Annotated in this window: 18 protein-coding genes; 17 read left to right on the forward strand and 1 reads right to left on the reverse strand. The window is 71.1% G+C overall.

Going from position 1 to position 14,182, the window contains the following annotated elements; all coding sequences use genetic code 11:
- Positions 1–108 precede the first annotated feature (108 nt).
- From P3T39_RS30040 to P3T39_RS30100, 13 genes are all read left to right on the forward strand, one after another.
- On the forward strand, positions 109–297 hold the full coding sequence (locus tag P3T39_RS30040) for an acyl-CoA carboxylase epsilon subunit (RefSeq protein ID WP_280702355.1): 189 nt from the start codon (positions 109–111) through the stop codon (positions 295–297).
- 58 nt (positions 298–355) lie between these two features.
- Positions 356–646, forward strand: a complete 291-nt coding sequence (locus tag P3T39_RS30045) for a DUF6059 family protein (protein ID WP_280702356.1) — start codon at positions 356–358, stop codon at positions 644–646.
- A 145-nt stretch (positions 647–791) separates the two neighbouring features.
- On the forward strand, positions 792–2,600 hold the full coding sequence (locus tag P3T39_RS30050) for a fatty acyl-AMP ligase (protein ID WP_280702357.1): 1,809 nt from the start codon (positions 792–794) through the stop codon (positions 2,598–2,600).
- A gap of 280 nt (positions 2,601–2,880) precedes the next feature.
- Positions 2,881–4,692, forward strand: a complete 1,812-nt coding sequence (locus P3T39_RS30055; RefSeq protein WP_280702358.1) for an acyl-CoA dehydrogenase — start codon at positions 2,881–2,883, stop codon at positions 4,690–4,692.
- On the forward strand, positions 4,692–5,009 hold the full coding sequence (locus P3T39_RS30060) for an acyl carrier protein (RefSeq protein WP_280702359.1): 318 nt from the start codon (positions 4,692–4,694) through the stop codon (positions 5,007–5,009). The genes P3T39_RS30055 and P3T39_RS30060 overlap by 1 nt, the downstream gene beginning before the upstream one ends.
- Complete coding sequence (locus P3T39_RS30065; protein ID WP_280702360.1) at positions 5,006–5,323, forward strand: phosphopantetheine-binding protein; 318 nt, start codon at positions 5,006–5,008, stop codon at positions 5,321–5,323. The genes P3T39_RS30060 and P3T39_RS30065 overlap by 4 nt, the downstream gene beginning before the upstream one ends.
- Positions 5,324–6,193: a 4'-phosphopantetheinyl transferase superfamily protein gene (locus tag P3T39_RS30070; protein WP_280702361.1), complete on the forward strand. Its 870-nt coding sequence runs from the start codon at positions 5,324–5,326 to the stop codon at positions 6,191–6,193.
- A 209-nt stretch (positions 6,194–6,402) separates the two neighbouring features.
- Positions 6,403–7,224, forward strand: a complete 822-nt coding sequence (locus P3T39_RS30075; protein WP_280702362.1) for an AfsR/SARP family transcriptional regulator — start codon at positions 6,403–6,405, stop codon at positions 7,222–7,224.
- 246 nt (positions 7,225–7,470) lie between these two features.
- On the forward strand, positions 7,471–8,223 hold the full coding sequence (locus tag P3T39_RS30080; protein WP_280702363.1) for an alpha/beta fold hydrolase: 753 nt from the start codon (positions 7,471–7,473) through the stop codon (positions 8,221–8,223).
- Between the two features lie 42 nt (positions 8,224–8,265).
- A complete protein-coding gene (locus P3T39_RS30085; protein ID WP_280702364.1) occupies positions 8,266–9,093 on the forward strand; it encodes an AfsR/SARP family transcriptional regulator in 828 nt (275 codons plus the stop codon).
- A 43-nt stretch (positions 9,094–9,136) separates the two neighbouring features.
- Positions 9,137–9,400 (forward strand): acyl carrier protein, encoded by a 264-nt coding sequence (locus tag P3T39_RS30090; RefSeq protein WP_280702365.1) that lies wholly within the window; start codon positions 9,137–9,139, stop codon positions 9,398–9,400.
- Positions 9,400–9,780: a SchA/CurD-like domain-containing protein gene (locus P3T39_RS30095; RefSeq protein WP_280702366.1), complete on the forward strand. Its 381-nt coding sequence runs from the start codon at positions 9,400–9,402 to the stop codon at positions 9,778–9,780. The genes P3T39_RS30090 and P3T39_RS30095 overlap by 1 nt, the downstream gene beginning before the upstream one ends.
- 27 nt (positions 9,781–9,807) lie before the next feature.
- Entirely contained in the window at positions 9,808–10,260 is a 453-nt protein-coding gene (locus P3T39_RS30100; RefSeq protein WP_280702367.1) for a DUF1772 domain-containing protein, read from the forward strand.
- A gap of 64 nt (positions 10,261–10,324) precedes the next feature.
- Here the strand turns inward: P3T39_RS30100 and P3T39_RS30105 are convergent, their stop codons facing one another.
- Complete coding sequence (locus P3T39_RS30105) at positions 10,325–10,705, reverse strand: SchA/CurD-like domain-containing protein (RefSeq protein WP_280702368.1); 381 nt, start codon at positions 10,703–10,705, stop codon at positions 10,325–10,327.
- Between the two features lie 163 nt (positions 10,706–10,868).
- Between P3T39_RS30105 and P3T39_RS30110 the strand changes: the two genes are divergently transcribed.
- From P3T39_RS30110 to P3T39_RS30125, 4 genes are read left to right on the forward strand one after another with little or no spacing between them, the layout of a single operon-like run.
- On the forward strand, positions 10,869–11,204 hold the full coding sequence (locus P3T39_RS30110; RefSeq protein ID WP_280702369.1) for a TcmI family type II polyketide cyclase: 336 nt from the start codon (positions 10,869–10,871) through the stop codon (positions 11,202–11,204).
- Positions 11,201–11,647, forward strand: a complete 447-nt coding sequence (locus P3T39_RS30115; RefSeq protein WP_280702370.1) for a cupin domain-containing protein — start codon at positions 11,201–11,203, stop codon at positions 11,645–11,647. The genes P3T39_RS30110 and P3T39_RS30115 overlap by 4 nt, the downstream gene beginning before the upstream one ends.
- Positions 11,644–12,939, forward strand: a complete 1,296-nt coding sequence (locus tag P3T39_RS30120) for a beta-ketoacyl-[acyl-carrier-protein] synthase family protein (RefSeq protein ID WP_280702371.1) — start codon at positions 11,644–11,646, stop codon at positions 12,937–12,939. The genes P3T39_RS30115 and P3T39_RS30120 overlap by 4 nt, the downstream gene beginning before the upstream one ends.
- Positions 12,940–12,941: 2 nt before the next feature.
- Complete coding sequence (locus P3T39_RS30125) at positions 12,942–14,165, forward strand: ketosynthase chain-length factor (protein ID WP_280702372.1); 1,224 nt, start codon at positions 12,942–12,944, stop codon at positions 14,163–14,165.
- The last annotated feature ends 17 nt before the right edge of the window (positions 14,166–14,182 follow it).

The raw sequence follows: 14,182 nt of genomic DNA on the forward strand, positions 1-14,182 counted from the left end.
CGCCGAGACCCGGGCCGTCCTCGCCTCCTCCCTCGCCATGCTCCGCACCAAGCACGCCGACCTGCCCAGCCGCAAGCACGGCAACCCGCCGATGTGACGGAGGATCACATGACAGAGCACGCCGTCCTGCGGATCGAACGCGGGAGCCTCACCGACGAGGAGCTCGCCGCCCTCACCGCCGTCCTGGCCGCCAGGATCGCCGCCCTCCGCCAGGCGTCCGCGCCGCCGGCCGTTCGCCGGGTCGTCGGGACCCGTCCGGCGTACCACTCGCCGCTCAGCTGGCAGCAGGCAGCCTGAGCATTTCTCAAGAGCCCGGTGGCACGCTCTCACCGCTGACAATCCGAGAGGAGGCGCCATGAAGGACAGGGGGTCGGCCGCCGAGCGGGTCCTGTACGCCGTCTTCCGGCCGCTCGCGATCCTGGCGGCCATGTACGGCTTCGTGCCACCGCCCTACGCCGTCGCACATCTGCTGGGCCGATCGGCCGGTGCGGCGCCCGCAGCCGGGCCGCTGCCGCGCGCACTGCGCCCGCCCGGGCGGGCGCACCCGGAGCGGGTGCTGCCCGATCTGCCGCTCAGTGAGGCCGAGTTGGTGATGCAGCGGCAACTCGGCCGGCACCGGCTGCTGTCGCATCCTGAGGGGTGGTGAAGACGGTGCGCCGGTCCCGGGAGCTTCGAGTCGCGCTTGAGTGGTCGCACGCATGCTCTAGCGCGTGCACGGCCCGGAGCTGCCCCGCCACCCGTGGTGCGCAGTGCGGCAGCGGTGCGCCTGATGGACCGTCAGAGCAGACGACATGGGGGTTGTGGTGGCCGGAGCTGCTGATTTCACCGATCTGCTGCTTCGCCACGGCGAAGAGCTGGTAGACCGCGAGGCCTACCGCTTCATCCGTGGCGAGGAGGCCGGTCCGGGGCCGGCGGACGGAGAGCCGTCGCCGGGTGTCCCGGTCAGCTACGGCGAGCTGGACCGGGCGGCGAAAGGCATCGCCTCCTGGCTCCAGCAGGGCCGGCCGGCCGGGCAGCGGGTAGTGCTCTGCCACGGGGACAGCGCCGGATTCATCCCCGCCTTCGTGGGCTGTCTCTACGCCGGGGCGATACCCGTCCCGGCACCGGCGCCCAGCGGTACCCGGCAGGCCGACGAACGGCTCGCCGGGATCCTCAAGGACGCCGCCGCCGGCTGTGTGCTGACCGACTCGGCCCACGGGCCCATGGTGTCCCAGCTGCTGGCATCCGCCGGCCAGTCGCACATCCCGTGCCTGGCCACCGACCGCCCGAACCTCGGCGATCCCGAGGCCTGGGTGCGCCCTGCGGCGCGGCCCGACGAGCCGGCCTTCCTCCAGTACACCTCGGGCTCGGTCAGCGAGCCCAAGGGCGTGGTGGTCAGCCACGCCAACCTGCTGGCCAACCAGCGGGCCATCCAGCGCTCCCTGGCCACCACCGAGCACTCGCGGATCGGCGGCTGGCTGCCGTTCCACCACGACATGGGACTGATCGGCCAGCTGCTGCACCCGCTCTTCCTCGGTGCCTCGGGCGTACTGCTCCCGCCGCTCGCCTTCGCCCAGCGGCCGGTCCGCTGGCTGCAGATGATCGACCGGTACGGCGTCACCGTCTCGGGTGCACCCGACTTCGCGTACCAGCTGTGCGTGCGGCGGGTCACCGAGGAACAGGCCGCGGCCCTCGACCTGTCGCGCTGGGAGGCCGCCGTCAGCGGGGCGGAGCCCGTCCGGGCGGAGACCCTGGACGCCTTCGCGGCGCGCTTCGCGGTGGCCGGACTGCGGCCCGAGGTGCTGCGCCCCGCCTACGGGATGGCCGAGGCCACCCTGGCGGTGGCGGTCGGAGGTCCGCACCCCCGGCCGGCCCGGCGGACGGTGGACGCGGCCGCGCTGGCCCAGAACCGGGTCGTCCCGGCCACTTCGGACCGGCCCTCGCGCACCTTCGTCCCGGTCGGCAGGGTGATCGACGAACTGGAGACGGTGATCGTCGAGCCGGACAGTCTGCGGCGACTGCCGGACGGGCAGGTCGGCGAGATCTGGGTCCGGGGGAGCAGCGTGGCCCGGGGCTACTGGAACCGCGTCCGGGAGAGCGTCGAGCTCTTCCAGGCGCTGCCCGCCGGGGCCGTGGCGGACGACACCGGGGGCTTTCTGCGCACCGGGGACCTGGGCTTCCTCGACAACGGCGAACTCTTCGTCGCCGGCCGGCTCAAGGAGGTGCTGGTCGTCGCGGGCCGGAACCTCCATCCGCAGGACATCGAGCAGCAGGTGCAGAAGCTCAGTGTGCTGTTCGGCGCGGGGACGGCGTTCGCCGTCGGAGCGGACCAGGACCAGGTGGTCGTCGTCCAGGAGGTGCGGGCCACGGGCCAGGACTCCGACGAGGAACTGCCGACCCTGGCCGGGGCCGTCCGGCGTTGCGTGGCCGAGGAGTTCGGCGTCTCGGTGGAGCACGTGCTGCTGGTCAGGCCCGGCACCGTGCGGCGGACCACCAGCGGCAAGCTGCGGCGCACCGCGATGCGGCAGCTCTTCCTGGCCGGTCGCATCAAGCCGCTGCACGCCATGGTGGTACGACGCGAGAACGACAGGCTGGTCGGCGAGCCCGCCCTGTCGGACTAGGACGCGGCAGCCGTGCAACACCCCAGGGGCAAGGGTGACCCCCCCAGGGGCGCGAGGAACTGCGCGAATGACCATGCACCGCCTCAGACTTCGCGAACCATGCACTATCTGGGGGCGCGAGGCTCTGCTTGATCAACTGCGTGCGCGGGAAACCCCGCACCCCCGTAGTGGGCTGGTCGCGCAGTTCCCCGCGCCCCTGAAGGTTGCCCCTTGCCCATGAGAAGTGCATAGCCGGCCACGGGCGCAGGGTCCGCCGGAGTCAGGAGATGGAGGTGTCGCGGTGTGGTTGGGCAGTGAGGGCTTAGGGGTGGTGGTGGCCGGGCCGACTGCCGCGGAGGTGGAGGTCCGGCGGCGGGTCGCCGAACTGGAGCGGCTGTTCGGTGATCCCGCCGATCCGGGCAACCCGGTGGGCAGTGCCGCGTTCCTCGCCGCGGACGTCCGCGAGGAGCCGCTCGCGGCGGCCGAGCGGCTGCTCGAACGGTTCGGGCTGAACGAGGAGTTCGTGCCGAGCGGTCTCGGTGGCCGGCTGGAGCAGCTGGACACCCTCGGCCGGCTGGTGCGCGTGGTGTTCCGGCGTGATGCGGCGCTCGGCCTCGGCTACGGAGTCACCAATTTCCTCGGCGCCGTGGTGATCTGGGCAGCCGGTACGCCGGAACAGCGGCAGAGGGCGGCGCGCCTGCTCCAGGACGGACGCGGACTCGTCGCCGCCTACCCGGAGTTGGCGCGGGGAAGCAACTTCCTCTCCAACGAGCTGACCGCGGTGCCGGCCGACGGCACCACGGGCTTCCGGCTCAGCGGCCGGAAGAAGGCCTTCAACAACGTCGAACGGGCCGCCGCCCTGGTGCTGTTCGCCCGTACCGGAACGGGCCGGCACAGCCACTCGGTGCTGCTGGTGGAGCGGTCCCGGCTGCCGCCCGACCGGGTCGCGGGACTGCCGAGGCACCCAACCCAGGGTGTCCGGGGCTGCCTCGTCGCCGGGATCGAGTTCGCCGACTGCCCGGTTCCCCCGGACGCGCTGGTGGGCGAGGCCGGGCACGGCCTGGAGCTGGCCCTCCAGGTCTTCCCCGTCATCCGCAGCGCAGGCCCCTCGATGGCGCTCGGCTGCGCGGACACCGCACTGCGTACCGCCGTGGCGTGCGCGGTGGACCGGGGCGTGGTGGAGCCGCAGCAGACCGCCGGTGACTCGGCCGGCCGTGTATCGCACTCCAGGAGCACCCTGGCGGGAGCCTTCGTCGACCTGCTGATGTGCGACTGCCTGGCACTGGTGGCAACCCGCTCCGTGCATCTGGCTCCCGCCGACTCGGGGCTGTACGCGGCCGCCGTCAAGTACCTGCTGCCGCAGCTGCTCACGGACACCTCCTACGAACTGTCCACGCTGCTGGGCGCGGAGTTCCATACGCACGACGGGGTGTACGGCGCGTTCCAGAAGAGCGTCCGTGACCTGCCGATGATCGGACTCGGGCCGGCCGGGTCGGCCGCCTGCCGGGCCACCGTCGTACCGCAACTTCCCCGGCTGGCAAGGGAGTCGTGGTTCCTCGATCCGGAGCCGCCGGCCGAGCTGTTCCGGCTTGAGGCGGGCGGGCTGCCCCCGCTGGACCTCGGCCGGCTCACCCCGGCGGCCACCGGGGACCCACTGGCCGCCTCGCTGCCGGCCGTCGCCGCCGCGCTCGCCGCCGATCCCGGAGCAGGGCCGGTGGCCGAACTGAGCCGACTGCTCGCGGCAGAGCTGACCCGGCTGCGCGACGGCTGCGCCGCCCTCGGCCAAGGCGGCCGCTCCGCCCTGGCCGACCCGCGCAGCCACGCCCTGGCCGACCGCTACGCACTGGTGCTGACGGGCGCTGCCTGCCTGGGCGTCTGGCGGTACCAGCAGATGGCCGGCACGGGGTTCCTGGCCGACCCGCACTGGCTGGTGGTGGCCCTCACCCGCCTGCTCCGACGGCTGAGCGCCCCCGTGCCGAAGCTGCCGGCGGACCACGAGGAACTGCTGCTCGCCGAGGTGCTGGCGAGGTTCGGGCAGCATCGCAGCTACGACCTGTACGACACACCGCTGGCCGGTGGCACACCTGCATACGGAGAAGAAAGGGACAGCTGATGAAGGGACGAACGGTGGACCGCCAACCGCTGGTGATCACCTCGGTGGACGGCACCGAGTACGAGCTGAGGAGCTGGCTCGTGGACCGGTTGCTGGATCAGCTGCCCGGTGTCGAGCGGATCGACACCGATGCGCAGCTGACCGAGTACGGCCTCGACTCCGTGGTGGCCCTCGGCCTGTACGGCGAGATCGGCGAGGTGTTCGCGCTGGAGCTGGAGCCCGGCGCGCTCTACGAGTTCGCCACCGTGGACGAGCTGTCTCTGCACCTGGCTCAGAAGGCGGCCGATCGTGTCCGGAGCAGGGAAGCGGGCTCATGACCACCGAGACGAGTACGGACTGTCCCGTCACACTGCGACTGCAGGACGTGCTGCTGGCGGTCACCGGCATGACACCGGAACTGCTGTTCGGCGATTCGGCCGAGGAGTTCGCGCCCGAGCTGGACGAGGACCTGCAGTTGGCGGACGACCTCGGCTTCGACTCGGTGATGCTGATGGAACTCAAATTCCTGCTGGAGCAGCACTTTCCCGAACTCGGCGAGCTGTCGTTGCCGGAGATCCTCCCCAGCCTGCACACCGTCGGCTCGTTGACGGACTGCCTGAAGCGGCGGTTGTCACCGGTCGAGGCGGTCTGAATGGCCTCCTCCCTGGAACCCATGACCGAACTGGAGACGCGCCGGGTGTTCGCCCACCCGATCCAGGCCCGGGGACCCGACGGGCCGTGGGACGCCGTGGGCGAGGCGGTGTCCCGGCACGGCAGTGCGCTCGTCCACGCGCGGATGGACGACTGGCTGCCCAAGGACCTGGCCGACCCGGCGCTCCCGGACCAACTCGGCCCCGACTACCTGCGGTTCCGCCGGATGCGGCACCCGACGGTCCGGGCCAGGTTCGTGGCCTCGCGGCTGATGCTCAAGCACACCGCAGGGGCGGTGGTCGGCGAGCCGGCGCACTCCCTGGAACTGTCCTACAAGCTGGGCGGCCGCCCCTACCTTCGCGGCTTCGAGCAACTGGACATCAGCCTCAGCCACACTGCCGACCTGCTGGTGGTCGGGCTGACCAGGCGCGGCTGGATCGGTGTGGACGCCGAACTCTCCGACCGCCAGATGGTCGGGCTCGGCACCGAGTCCCAGATGTGCACCAGGCACGAGCAGGAGGAGCTGGAACGGATCGCCGAGGAGCACCGCAACAGTGCACTGGTGCGACTGTGGACGCTCAAGGAGGCGTACAGCAAGGCGATCGGCCAGGGCATGCGCTTTCGCTTCACCGAGTTCGGCTTCGGACCGCAGGACCGCCAGGCGAGGGAGGTCCGGCTACCGGACGGCTCACCGGGAACGGGCAAGGAGTGGGCCTTCCACACCTGTGTACTGCAACAGCGCTACACGGTGAGTATCGCCCTGTACGACGCCGGTTTCGGCGAGACGGGCGACGGGGTGCACGCCCTTCGGGTGGAGGATGAACTACTGGCCGAGCTGATCGGAGGGACTGCGGAGCGCTTCGCGGAATGACACGAGAATCATGCGGCAGCCGGCCGCAGGCCCACCAGTGCGGCACTCACCTTCTCCACCGTGAAAACCTCATACGCTCCCAAGGCGGTTACTTCCTTCCCGATTGCTGAAGATCTCACTGTCACAGGCACTTCCCCGCATGCCACGATCCAGAGTGCCCGGACGCATCCGCAGCCCGGCATTCGCGGAGAGATGGGGGAAGTCCTCGGATGGAAATTCAGGTGCTGGGCCCGCTGACCGCCGCCGACTCGGGTGTGTGCATCGTCCCGACGGCCGCCAAGCCGCGCCAGATCCTCGCGCTGCTGGCACTGAACGCCAACCGGATCGTGTCGGTACCGCAGTTGATGGAGGAGCTGTGGGGAGCGGAGCTGCCGCGCAGCGCCGCCACCACTCTGCAGACGTACATCCTCCAACTCCGCCGCAAACTGCGGGCGGCCGCCGTCAAGAACGGGCTGCCGGGCGGCGTCGAGCACATCCTGGCCACCCGGCACGGCGGTTACGTGCTGGAGGTGTCGCCGGCAGCGGTGGATGCCACCGAGTTCGACCGGCTGACCGCCGCAGGCCACGCGGCCTTCGGGGTCGGCGACATGGAGGCCGCGTCCACGCTGCTGGGCGCGGCCTCCGCGCTGTGGCGGGGGCCGGTGCTGGTCGACGTACGGCACGGTCACCAGCTGAGCATCGAGGTCACCCGTCTGGAGGAGTCCCGGATCGGGGTGCTGGAGCGGCGGATCCGTGCGGATCTGCGGCTCGGCCGACACCACGAGCTGATCGGCGAACTCTCCGCGCTGACCGGACACCACCCGCTGGACGAGGCGCTGCACGCCCACCTGATCGTCGCCCTCTACCGTGCGGGCCGGGCCCCCAAGGCGCTGACGGTCTACCAGAAGCTCCGCGACACCTTGATCGAGGAGCTCGGCCTTGAGCCCTCCGGGCAGCTCCAGTTGCTTCAGCGTGCCATCCTGTGCGGCGACCCCGTCGACGACTACGGGCGCGCCACCCCGCTCCCCCACGGCGACCGCCTCGTCGGCTGAGCACCCCTCCAGGGGGCACGAGAAACCCTGCACCTCCTCAGGCTCTGCAAACCTCGCCAGCCCCGCGCCCCTGGGTGGTGCATCGCTGAGCGGGTAGCTTTCTGCGCTCCTGAGGAGGAGCGTGGCGGGCGGTGTGTATGACGTGTCCATCGCTTCTCCAGTTCGTGTCCAGCGTTCTTCCAGAGCCTCTGGCGACCATCGTCGGGCACTGCCGTCCGGTGGTGGCGATGGGGCGAAGGAGGCCGTGTGAACCGGTATTTCGCAGCCAGACCGCGAGCCGAGGCACCGCTTCGGCTGTTCTGCTTCCACCACGCGGGGGCCGGCGCGATGGCGTTCGCCGGATGGGCCGCCCGCGTCGGTCCGCACGTTTCGGTGGTACCGGTACGGCTGCCCGGTCGGGAGAACCGGCTGGGCGAGCCCCGGATCACCGATGTCGAGCTGCTGTTCCGGGAGCTTGACGAGCACCTCGGCCCGATGCTGGACCAGGGCCCCTACGCCTTCTACGGGCACAGCCTCGGCGCTCTGGTCGCGTACCGCTTCGCCGAGCACCGGATCAGCTCCGGGCAGCGGGTGCCGACCGGGGTCGTGGTCGGCGCCTGTATGGCGCCTCATCTGGCCAATCCGCTGATCACCTCGGCGGGTCTGGGCGATGCCCAGTTGCTGAAGCTGCTGTCGGGCCTCGGCGGCATACCCGACGAGCTGCTCGCCCGTCCCGTCTGGCTGCGGGAGATGCTGGCCACCACCCGCGCCGACCTGACACTCGGCCGCGCACTGCGCGACGGCGCCCGTACGCCGCTGTCCTGCCCGATCTGGGCGTTCGCCGGAGCGCAGGACCGGGTTGCCACCCCGGCCGCGGTCGCCGAGTGGGAGCGCTGGACGACCTCGTTCTTCGAATTCCGCACCCTCGCCGGCGGCCATTTCTTCGTCCGGGACGGCGAACTGCCTCAGCTGCTTGGGGAGATGCTCCCCGCTCCGGCGGTACTCGCCGCCGTCGACTGAGCCTGACGGCGAACACAGTCAACCTCGAAGGGAGAAGGCGATATGGATATCGGCCTGCTCGGCCCGCTCCGGGTCGACCAGTCGGGGGTGTCCGTCGTGCCGACGGCCGGCAAGCCCCGCAAGGTACTGGCGCTGCTGGCCTGCCGCGCGGACCGGCTGGTGTCGGTGGAGGCACTGATCGAGGAGGTCTGGGGCGAGCACCCGCCGCGCAGTGTCCAGACCACGTTGCAGACCTATGTCCTGCAGTTGCGCGGCTGCATCGCAACGGCCCTGGACGGGCATTCGCCCGCGGACCTGCCGCTCGGCTCGAAGAGCGTCCTGGTCACCGAGCCCGGTGGGTACCTGCTGGACACTCAGGGCGGTTCGCTGGACAGCGTGGAGTTCGACCGGCTCTCCCGGCGCGGGCACCGCGCGATGGAGACCGGGGACTGCGCGGCGGCGTCCGCCACCTTCCGGCAGGCGCTGGAACTGTGGCGCGGCCCGGCCCTGGTGGACGTCCAGTGCGGGCCGCTGCTGGAGGCCGAGGCACGGTCGCTGGAGGAGTCCCGGCTGAGTATTCTCGGCCGGCGGATCGAGGCCGACCTGAGCCTGGGGCGGCACCATGAACTGGTCGGCGAACTCGCCGGCCTCTGCGCCCAGTACCCCCTGCACGAGGGCCTTCAGGCCCAGCTGATGATCGCCCTCTACCGAGCGGGGCGGCGCAGTACCGCCCTCGAGACCTACCAGCGGCTGCGCACCGTGCTCAGCCGCGAACTCGGCCTCGACCCGTCGCCGGAGCTGCGCGAGCTGCAGAGCGCCCTGCTCGTCGCCGACCCGGGGCTCGACCTGGTGCGGAGCGGCGCTCCCGGCCGACTGCTACGGGCCATCTGAGCCACTGTCCGACCGACCAGTCATCATCCGAGGAAGGTAACCGATGAGTGAGTTCACCCTGTTTGAGCTGACCGAGAAACTGCGTGAGTGCGCAGGTGAGGCCGAGGGCTACGACCTGGACACCGACGACGTCACCGACGTCCCGTTCCTCGAACTCGGCTACGACTCGCTGGCGTTGCTCCAGGTCACCGGCGTCCTGAAGCGCGAGCGCGGGATCGAGCTCCCGGACGACGAGGTGATCGAGGTGGAGACCCCCCGGGTGCTGCTTGAGATGATCAACGCCAATCTCAGTGTGCGGGCCGCCTGATGCCGTACGCAGCGATCACCTACCGGGTCAAGCCGGGCCACGAGGACGAGATTGCCGCGATCTTCGCGGAGTTCCAGCGGGTGGACACCCCCGACTACTCCGCCGGGGACGGGCAGTCGGCCGGGCGGCTGCTCGGCACCGGTGTCTTCGTCAAGGACGACGTGCTGGTCCGGGTCATCCACTACGAGGGCGAGTTCGCCGCCGTGGGCCGGCACATGGCGGCCCAGCGCGGGGTGCACGTCCTGGAGGAGAAGCTGGCTCCCTACCTCGCCGAGCAGCGGGACACCACCAGTTCCGAGGGCTTCGCGGCGTACTTCCGCAACGCCCTGATGCGGTCGGTCTCCCAGCTCACCGTGGACACCCATCCGACCCAGGTCTGAGTGCCGGGCGGGGAAAGGCGGTTCGCTATGACTGCGGCGCTGGGTGTCCTCGCGCTGCTGGGCAGCGGGGTCACCACCGGGGTGCTGTTCGCGGTCGCGCTGAGCGTGCTCCCCGCGCTCTTCGCGATGCCCACGAGTACCTATGTGTACGCGCATCAGCTGCTCGGCCGGAACTGGGACCCGACCATGCCGGCCATAGTCCTGGGCTCCACCCTGACCGACATCCTGTGGGCGGTGTTCGGGGGCGGGCCCGTCCGGGGACCGGCCGCGGCCGCGGCGGTCCTGCTGCTGGGCGTCTCCGCGGTGTCCCATCTGTGCAACGTACCGATCAACCGCAGGGTCAAGGCGGTCGAGGACCCGCAGCGGCTCCCTGCCGACTGGACGGACCCGCGCCCGTTGTGGCGGCGCTGGCACCTGCTGCGCACCGCGCTGGCGGCGGCCGCGCTGGTCCTCAACTGCCTGGCGGCGGTCCAGGGCTGAGGATCGCAGCAGATCGGGCCGGCTCCGCTGGACGGAGCCGGCCCGATCTGCTGCGGTGGAGCGGTCACGGCGCCTGCGGTATGTCCCGTACCGAGATCTGGGCGACGGTGCGCAGCAGGCTGCGCCGGAAGGTGGCCACGAACCCCTCCACGGTGTCGGTGTCACGGGGCCTGGTCAGGTACGGCTTCAGCTTCCGCTCCACTTCGCGGACCCCGGGCTGCGACGCCATGTGGCGGGCCACCGCGTCCAGGTCGCCCTGGTACTCGATGACCCGCACCAGTGTGTCGTTGCGGATGAAGACGGCGGTGGCCAGGATCCGGCCTGCCTCCTCACCCGTCTCGTCCCGTACCTGGTCGGACTTCACCCGGCGGAAGTTGCCGAATATCTCGGCGAGTTCGGCCTCGAACCCCGGCTTGATGTCGTACGTGATGGCGGCGAACGGCATGGGCGCTCCTGGTCGCAGCTGGGCGGCGGACGCCCCGATATCAGCATCGCGAGCTCGGATTCCTCTCAAGTCCCTTGCCTGGACGCACTCTTGAGCAGCTCTCCAGTCGTCGCTGTAACAGTCCAGCTGTCGATGTCAGCATCCAATCCGCAGGAGGTCAGCAGTGCACCGAACCCTCATCGTGGCGAAGTTGCAGCCGGGCAAGGCCGATGACATCGCGGGCATCTTCGGTGACTCCGATGCGACCGAACTGCCGCACCTGATCGGTGTCTCCCGGCGCACCCTGTTCAGGTTCCACGACCTCTACTTCCACCTGGTGGAGGCCGACCAGGACATCTCGCCGGACCTCTACAAGGCGCGCAGCCACCCGCTCTACCAGGAGATCAACACCCGGCTCGCCGCCTGCGTGAACCCGTACGACCCGAACTGGAAGGAGCCCAAGGACGCCATGGCGACCCCCTTCTACGTGTGGACCAAGGACGAGGGGCGGATCCAGTGACCAGCACCGACCGCAGCACCCTCACCCGTACCGTCAAGGTCTCCGCCGAGCAGGTCGAGGCCAACGTCAAGCGCGGCGGCGACATCCGGGTGACCCTCAGCCCCAAGACCGTCGGGTGCACCTCGGGCTTCGGCGGGGTGATGAACCTGGCACCGGGCGACCATGTCACCGAGCACTACCACCCGTACTCCGAGGAGTTCATCCACGTGGTCTCCGGCGAGCTGGAGATGACGCTGGACGGCCGGCAGGTGTTGCTCACCGCCGGTGACTCGCTGCTGGTCCCGATCGGTGTGCGGCACCGTCTGGTGAACATCGGCGAGGTCATCGCCCACTGCGCCTTCCACCTGTCCCCGCTCGCCCCGCGCCCCGAGCTCGGGCATGTGGACACCGAGCCGGCGCAGTACCCGGCGGCAGCCAATCCGCAGGTAGGCGGCGCGAAATGAACGCCGGCCAGCCGGCCCGGCGGCGCGCGGTGATCACCGGGATCGGTGTGGTGGCGCCCGGCGGCGTCGGCCGGGAGGCATTCTGGCGGCAGCTGACCGAGGGCCGTACCGCGACCCGGCGGGTCACCCTCTTCGACCCGGCCAACTTCCGTTCCCAGGTCGCCGCCGAGGTGGACTTCGACCCGGTGGCGGCCGGACTGGCGGCGCGCGAGATCCGGCGGATGGACCGGGCCGCACAGTTCGCCGTGGTCTGTGCCCGCGAGGCCCTCGCCGACAGCGGACTCGACCTGGCGGCGGTGGAGCCGGAACGCATCGCCGTGGGTCTGGGCAGCGCGGTCGGCTGCACCATGGGCCTCGAGGAGGAGTACGTCGTCCTGAGCGACCAGGGCAAGGACTGGCTGGTCGACCACACGTACGGCGTCCCGCACCTCTACGGCTACATGGTGCCCTCGACGCTCGCGGTCGAGGTCGCCTGGGCGGCAGGTGCGGAAGGGCCGGTCTCGCTGATCTCCACCGGCTGCACCTCGGGCATCGACGCCGTCGCGCACGCCGTCCAGCTGATCGAGGAGGGCAGCGCCGACGTGGCGCTGGCCGGGGCCACCGATGCGCCGATCTCCCCGATCAGCGCGGCCTGCTTCGACGCGATCAGGGCCACCACCGCCAGCAACGACGATCCCGAGCACGCCTCCCGCCCGTTCGACCGCGACCGGGCCGGCTTCGTGCTGGGTGAGGGCTCCGCGGTCATGGTCCTGGAGGAGAAGTCGGCCGCCGAGGCGCGCGGCGCGCACATCTACGGCGAGATCGTCGGCAGCGCCGGACGCAGCAACGCCCACCACATGACCGGCCTCAAGGCGGACGGCCGCGAGATGGCCGAGGCCATCAGGGTCGCCCTGGACCAGGCCGGGCTCGATCCGACCGCGGTGAGCTACATCAACGCCCACGGCTCGGGCACCAAGCAGAACGACCGGCACGAGACCGCCGCGTTCAAGCGCAGCCTGGGCAGCCACGCCTACGACATCCCGGTGAGCTCGATCAAGTCGATGATCGGCCACTCGCTGGGCGCCATCGGCTCCATCGAGGTGGCCGCCTGCGCGCTGGCGCTGGACCGGCAGGTCGTGCCGCCGACCGCCAACCTGCACAATCCGGACCCGCAGTGCGACCTGGACTATGTCCCGCTGGTCGCCCGTGAGCACCGGACCGACGTGGTGCTGACCGTCGGCAGCGGCTTCGGCGGATTCCAGAGCGCCATGGTCCTGGCCCGGCCCGGAGTGGTCGCCCACGGGAGGAGTTGAGCATGCCGACCGACGACAGTCCCCCGGTGATCACCGGGATCGGCGTCACCGCCCCGACCGGCATCGGCGTCGAGGCCCACTGGGCCGCGGTGCTGGCAGGCAAGTCGGGTATCGAACGGATCAGCCGGTTCGATCCCACCCCCTACCCGGTGCGGTTCGCCGGTGAGGTGAGCGGCTTCAGCGCCGAAGAGCTGGTGCCCAGCCGGCTGATCCAGCAGACCGACCACTGGACCCATCTGGCCCTGGCCGCCTCCGAGGCCGCCCTGGCCGACGCCGAAGCGGACCCGTCCGCACTGCCCGAGTACGAGATGGCCGTCGTCACCTCCACCTCCTCCGGCGGCACCACATTCGGCCAGCACGAGATGGAGGCCCTCTACCAGCACGAGCCGGAGTGGGTCGGCGCGTACCAGTCGATCGCCTGGTTCTACGCGGCCACCACCGGACAGCTCTCCATCAAGCACAAGATGCGCGGGCCCTGCGGGGTGCTGTGCGGTGAGCAGGCCGGTGGTCTCGACGCCATCGGGCAGGCCCGGCGGCTCACCCGGCGCGGCGCCAGGCTGGTCCTCACCGGCGGCACCGACGCCTCGCTCTGCCCGTACGGGCTCGCCGCGCAGCTCTCCACCGGCAAGCTCTCCACCGTGCCGGACCCGGCCCGGGCCTATCTGCCCTTCGACCGGGCGGCCGGCGGCTATCTGCCGGGTGAGGGCGGGGCGATCCTGGTGCTGGAGAGCGCCGCCTCGGCGGCCGAGCGTGGAGCGGGCCGCCGGTACGGCAGTGTCCTGGGCTACGCCGCGGGCTTCGACCCCGCTCCCGGATCCGACCGGCCCCCGGCGCTCCGGCGCACCGTCCTGCGGGCGCTGGCCGAGGCGGGCCTGACCCCCGACGACATCGACGTGGTCTTCGCCGACGGCTCCGGCCTGCCAGCCGAGGACCTGGCGGAGGCCCGGGCGATCAGCGCGGTGTTCGGACCGCGCGGTGTGCCGGTCACCGTGCCCAAGGTGCTCACCGGCCGGCTCTACGGCGGTGGCGCTCCGCTGGACGTGGCCACCGCACTGCTGGCGCTGCGTGACGGGGTCGTCCCGCACACCGTCGGCGTCGACTCGCTCGCCCCCGGCTGCGAGCTCGACCTGGTGACGGAGGAGCCCCGCACCGCCCCGCTGCGCCACGCCCTGGTGCTGGCCCGCGGCCACGGCGGTTTCAACTCGGCCCTGGTTCTGGGGCGTTGACGGAAGGAAGACGTGCC

Source organism: Kitasatospora sp. GP82 (genome assembly GCF_029892105.1).
Taxonomy (GTDB): domain Bacteria; phylum Actinomycetota; class Actinomycetes; order Streptomycetales; family Streptomycetaceae; genus Kitasatospora.